The 6,704-nt window shown below is 70.2% G+C and carries 1 protein-coding gene; it reads left to right on the forward strand.

Features of this window, described 5'->3' with window-relative positions:
• Nucleotides 1-193: 193 nt before the first annotated feature.
• Nucleotides 194-6,704 (forward strand): calcium-binding protein (locus AB0B89_RS33820; RefSeq protein ID WP_358561002.1); only part of this gene is annotated, 6,511 nt, incomplete at its 3' end.

Genomic DNA, 6,704 nt, shown 5'->3' on the forward strand with positions numbered 1-6,704 from the left:
AAGCTACGAGGCCGGACTCCACCTCCGAGGCTCGATCATGTGGCTGAAGCTCCTCACCTCAACCACATGATCCGAACTCCAAACAGCTCCTAGCGGACGAGTCGGTTCTCGTAAGGCTCCACAAGTTCTTCTTTAGGCCCCATCGCTAGACATGTCCCTCGTATGCCGTCTTTCGGTCTCGGGGGGTCTCGTGGTGAGGCAACGATTGGTCAGCGTCATGTGCGTGCTGGGGATGCTGGCAGGTCTGGTCACAGCCCCACCGCGGGTCGCCGTGGCGGCCACGCAACGGGATGCGGAGACCGCCGCGCTCCTTACCGCGGTCGAGCGCTTCGCCGCCGTCAGCAAGGGCATGGCCACGCTTGGTCCGATGGGGGAGCAGCTGCCTCTCGTCGGCCTGGTGCCCGGCGGTGCGGACGGCCTGGGCATGGGCGACCTGTTCGACGTGGCGGTGTACGACAAGATCAAGGGTCTCGCCAGCCTGTCCGACCTTCAGGACGAGTATCCGCTCCCGGGCCCGCGTACCGGTCGGCTGCTGGCGAAGGCGAGCACCGTGGGCGCGGTCAGGCGCCTGGACCTGACGCTGGAGGTCACCCGTACGGTCGCCAACAGGCCGCTCTCCGTCAGCAGCACCCAGCCCAGGGTCTCGCTGGCGACCTCCGGGGGAGTGGACGTCACGCTCAAGCTTGTCGCGAAGCTCCCCTTCGCCTACGACCCCGCCACCGGGTCCGCGTGGCTGGGCAAGGACGCCGTGCTGACGGTGCAGGCGGACGGACGGCTGGTGGCGGGAGCCAAGCCCTCGGCCGCCTTCGGCATCCTCGGCGTCGACCTGTCAGCCGGGTCGTCACTCTCCTTCACCTCCACGATCACCTCCGCCGCCTCCGACCCGGACGGCGACGGCAGGCTGGACCTGCGCGAGCTGGGAGCGGAGGGCGCGGCGGCCGGACTGTTCACCTTCTCCCGGAAGGGCTCGGCCAACGCCAGGCTGGAGGTCAAGGCCCAGCCGTTCGCCGGCGCCCAAGTTGAGGGCGCCACCGCGACCATCGACGTGACCTGGCCGGACCTCGCGACGGGCGGGCCGCAGGTGAGCGTTAGCCAGCCCGACCTGGACCGGCTCGGTCGCTTCCAGACACTCACGCCGAAAGACCTGCTCGACGGACTGGCGCATCTGTCCGGTGCGATCACCGCCGTACAGCGGGCCCGCTGGGCAGACCAGGGCAACCTGGACCTACCGTTCATGCGGGGTTCCCTGGCCGACGCGGTGCACATCTCAGAAGCCATCGACAAGTTCGTCGCCGACAGCGTCGACCGGAACACCGGCCAGCCCACCTTCACCTCGATCCAGGACCTGTTCGCCGCGCTCGGCAGGGCGCGCGCCCTGCCCGGTGGCGCGATCATCAAGGTCGTCGGCGCGGGTTACGATGACGCCACCAAGAAGATCGCCTTCACGCTCGTCGTCGACCGCTCGGTCAACCCCATCCCCGAGCCGCTCAACCCGGCCGGACAGGTCAGCAGCGGTGCGGGCACCGGTGTCACCTACACGGCCAAGACGCTCAGGCACAGCGGCCAGAAGTGGACGCCGGGCGAGTTCGCCGGCCGTATGGTCACCGCGGGCGCGTCGACCGGCATGGTGGTGGACAACACCGCCGACACCGTCACCCTCGCCGAAGACGGGTGGCGCGCAGGAGTGCCGGCGGCCGGGGCGCCGTACCGGATCGCCGCCGCCGACCCGATGATCGGCCAGGTGTCCTTCGGCGACACCTTCAAGGCCCGCGCGGGCCTCGACCAGGCGAACGCGGCCACCTCGGTCGCCGGGGTCATGCGCGGCTACCACGCCACCGCCACGGTCGTGCTCGACCTCAGCGACCCCGCTACCGGGCAGGCGTGCGCCACCCGGCCGGACGGCCAGCAGAAGGCGTGCCCCTACCGGCACACCAATCCGGATGGCAGCTCGACCGTGGTCGCCGAGCTGCCCCGGGCCGCTGACCGGATCATGCTGCGTACCGGTGGCGACCTGTTCGGCGCGAGTCTGTCGATCACGAGCCCGATCAACCTCAACGCCGTCGTCGGCTACCTGGGCGTGCAGCTCACCGGAGACCTCTCCATGACCAGCACAGGCTACGGCGACATGGTGAAGGTCACGCTCAAGGACGTCGGGGACGTACCGCTGACGCGGCTGTTCGAGCGTCTGGCCAGCGATCCCGCCCAGATCCTCACCTCTCAGGTGGATGCCACCGCCCGGGCCAGGGTGAACGTGGGCGTGCCCGGGATCGCGGACTTCTTCGGCGGCAGGGTCACCGGCGACGTGGAGATGCCGGACATCGGAAAGCCGGGCACGCTGGTCTTCCGCGGCTTCGACCAGATCGGCAAGGTCAAGGGCTTCGCCTTCGACCCCGACAACCCGCGGGCGCTGTTCGGCACGCTGCTCAAATCGCTCGGCGCGCTGGCCACGTACCTGGACCAGGTCAAGGGCAGCGGGCCGGTCGGCGAAGCGATGACCACGAAGCTGCCGCTCCTCGGCCGCTCGGTCTCCGACCTGGTCGCCGCCGAGGAGATGGGCTCGGGCCCCGGTGTCGTCTACGGCGACGGCGCCTGCGGGAGCGAGAACGGTTTCGTCACCGACCCCTCGCGCACGTTCACCCCGTCGTACCTCGGCCGCGGCGTGATCATCGGCACCCGCCTGATGGTCGTCAGGGCCGTGTGCGGCGAGCACACAATGGCGTTCACCGCGAAGTTCGGCCAGGCCCTTCCCGAGCCGGGCGCCGCCTACGCGCTCCGCTCGCCGCTCAGGGACGCGATCGACCGGCTGACCGCGGCCCCACCGGACACCGTGCAGGCGCTGGTGGCCGAGCTGAACAGGTCGCTGGGCGGTCAGGTCCGCGTCGCCTACGAGGACGGCGGGCTGCGGCTCTCGCTGGCGTACGACAAGAAGGCGGCGTTGAAGGAGCCGTTGCGCTTCTCCTTCGGAGAGCGCAGCCTGGTCGCCGCCTCCGGCTCGGGCACCCTCGACGCCGCCGTCAACGGCCAGGTACGGCTGGGCCTGCGCATGGCCCTCAAGCGCGACTTCGATCTCGCCCGCGACCTGCTCGTCGAGACCGACTCCAGCCTCGACCTGGAGACGAGCGCGCGGCTCGACGGCACCATCAAGGCGAACATCGGCCCGCTGCCCGTCTCCGTCGGTAAGGCCGGCGACGACCCGATGCAGGCCAGGCTCGCGTACGGCGTGAGCCTCCGCTACGACGGCGAGGACGGCGAGTCGCAGGAGGCCGTACCTCCGGCCGACTTCTTCGCCGGGCTCGGCGTGTCGCTCAACGAGACGAGCGAGTCGGTCACCTGCGACCGCGACCCCCTGCGCGACGAGACCGACCTGGCGTTGTGCGCTGTGCTGCCCGCCTACCTCAACGGCCGCCCGATCACCGAGGACGGCAAGCACGCGCTCATCCTGCGACTGCCCAGGGTCGCTCCGCTGGCCGAGATGTTCGATCTGACCACGAAGCTGCCCGGCGACATCGACCGGCTGGAGCTGCCCGCCTTCGACTTCTCCACGCTGCCCGCGGGGCTGGAGCTGGACTGGACCAACCTGGGCGACGGCATCGACCGTTACCTGACCGCGCTGGAGACCGGCATGCGCACCGCCTCCTACGGCGGCAAGTTGCCCCTGGTCGGCCACGACCTGCAGCAGGGTGCGGACTTCGTCGGCGCCAAGCGCCAGGAGATCAAGGTGGCGGTCGCCAAGCTGCCGAACGGCGGCCGGGTGCCCACCGGCAAGAACTTGCGCGACTGGTACAACGCCGAGCTGGCCCCCAAGGTCGGCCCCGGTGTGCAACCGCTGATCACCTGCGTGCAGGTGCCGGAGCCCAGCGACCCCACCGCCTGTGACGCCGCGAAGGGCACCGAGCTGACCGGCATCAAATTCACGATCGACATCGGCAAGGGCGTCGTCGACCCCCAGCAGGGCTGCGTCGAAAGCTGCGTGGGCCTGGAACGGCAGCTGGACATCGGGATCCCCGGCCTCGCGTTGCGCCAGGGCTCGGGCAAGGGCGTACGGGCCGAGGCCGGCTGGTCGGTCAAGGCCACGGTGGGCCTGGACCGGACCAGCGGCTTCTACATCGACGCCACTTCCGACAACCGGCCGCGGGCCAACCTCGGCGTGAACGTGTCGCTACCGGAGGAGATCAACGCCAAGCTGGCCATCCTCGACGTCACCCTGAAGAACCGCACACCGAAGTCTCCCGACTTGTTCGCGGGCACGTTCACCGTCGGGCTCAAGCCGGTCGGCCGGATCGGGCTCCAGCAGCTCGCCGACGCCGGGGACCTGGTGGAGACCTCGCTGCACGCCAACGCCGCCATCGACTGGCGCTTCACCGTGACGCCCGGTTCCCCGATGTTCCCGGGGCTGTTCGGCGACTTCCACCTGGCCTGGGACCTCACCAAGGCCGGCGGCCCTGACCCCGACGACCTGTCCATCGCCTTCACGAACGTGAACCTGGAGGCCGGCGACTTCTTCCGCACCGTCCTTGGTCCGGTGGTGACGCAGGTCAAGCGGGTCACCGACCCCGTGCGCCCGGTGATCGACCAGCTCTACGCGCCCATCCCGGTGCTCTCGGATCTGAGCCGGTCCGCGGGCGGCGGCGACGTGAACCTGATGACGATCGCCAAGAAGTTCAACACGCTGGGCGGAAACAGTACGACGCAGTTCATCGAGCGGGTGGTCGAGATCACCAAGGTGGTCTCCGCCCTGCCCGACTGCCGCGGCGAGCTGCACATCCCCATCGGTGGCTTCTCCGTGGCCGGCGACAAGGCGCTCACCACGCAGAACTCGCCGGACGTGGCCGACTCGCTGATCACGGACATGGCTCCCGCGACGGAGGACCTGTTCGCGGCGCTCGACCAGGGCGCCAGGACGTGTGACAAGGGCCATGCCGCGAAGGCCGCGCAGGAGCAGGGGCCCATGCAGCAGTCGGCGAAGGCGGGCTTCAGCTTCCCCGTGCTCGGCAATGCCGGCCGGTCGATCTTCAGCCTGCTCATGGGCAAGGACGTCGAGCTCGTCGAGTTCGACTCCGGCCCGCTGCGCCTGGGCTTCACCTACAGCCAGTCCTTCGGCCCGGTGTACGCGCCGCCCCCCATCATGGTGGTCATCTCCGGCACGGCCGGGGTCGAGGCGCGGATCAAGGCGGGCTTCGACACGTATGGCATCCGCAAGGCGATCGAGCAGGGCCAGGTCGATCTCCAGGTCCTCGACAGCCTGTACCTGAAGACCACCGACGAGCGAGGCCGCCCACTACCGGCGATCACCCTGTCCGGCCGTCTGGAGGCCGGAGCGGCGGTGGACCTGTTGCTCATCAAGGGGGGCGTGAGCGGAGGAATCTCCCTGGGCATCTCGATGACCTGGGCCGATCCGACCAACGACGGCAAGTTCAGGTTCTACGAGTTCGCCGGGGTCCTGCTGCGTAACCCGATGTGCCTGTTCGTGATGGACGGCAAGCTCAGGGTCTATCTCAAGGCATGGGTGGAGCTCGGGGTCTCCATCTTCAAGAAGCGTTACGACTGGACGATCGTCGAGGCCACGCTGCTCGACTTCTCGGTCCGGCCGAAGTGCGATGAGGCCCCGCCCAAGCTCGCCACCGAAAGCGGCAGCGCGCTGGTGCTGCACGTCGGCGCGATGCGCGGGGCCAGGGGCGGCAGCAGCGCCAAGCCGAGCGACGCCGCCGAACAGTGGACGGTCAGCCAGCTCCCCGGCGACGAGGGGTTCGTGGTGAGCGCGCTCGGCGTCCGCGAGGAGCACCGTGCGGCGGGCATGGACCGGGTGCTGGCCGACGGCCGCGCCGCCAAGGGCAGCATCCGGCTCGTCTTCCAGGGGTACGCCGACGACTCCGGCACGCCGTATCCGTTCGATCGGAAGATCGTCGCCTTCGGCGGCGACGGCGACGACCTGATCCTGGCCGGCGCAGGAAGCAACGTGGTGGACGGCGGTAAGGGCAACGACCAGATCACCAGCGCCGACCAGTACGACGAGCAGGGCACATCGGTCGCCATCGTGGCCGGCGGCCCCGGGAACGACTACCTGACCGTAGGCGGCGCGGGCGGCTGGGTATCCGGTGACGGCCACCTCAACCCCGGCAGCCGGAGGGTCGGCACGGTCGAGGTCGCCGACTGGAACGCCGAGGGCCTGCCCGGCGCGCCGGCGGACGGCCCGGACGACGGCGACGACCGGATCGCCGCCGGACTCGGCCGCAACCGGCTGTGGGGCAACGGCGGGAACGACACCATCGGCGTGGCCTCCGACAGCCCGCTGGCCGCCACCGACCCGTCGCCCCGCTTCCGCGCCCAGCCGAGCCTGCTGGTCGGCGGGCCCGGTGCCGACATCCTCACCGGCGGTTCCGCCGCCGACGAGATCTACACCGGACCGCAGGAGGAGTTCGGTCCCGACGCGCCGGGACCGGCCGACTCGGGGCCGAACTACGTCGACACCGGCGCGGGCGACGACAAGGTCTACGGCAGCCAGGCCGTCGATCTGGTCGCCGGACGCTCCCTTCCCGGCGAGACCGGGCGCGTGTTCGGCGGCGGCGGCGAGGACGTCCTCGCGGGCGGCTACGGCAAGGACGAGATCTTCGGCGGCCCCGGCGACGACTGGGTGATCGCCGAGCCGTCCGACGTCGGCGAGGCGGAAGGCCGTGACGACTACGGCCCGGCCCGGGTGGTGCGGC

Source organism: Sphaerisporangium sp. NPDC049002, from assembly GCF_040649355.1.
GTDB lineage: Bacteria > Actinomycetota > Actinomycetes > Streptosporangiales > Streptosporangiaceae > Sphaerisporangium.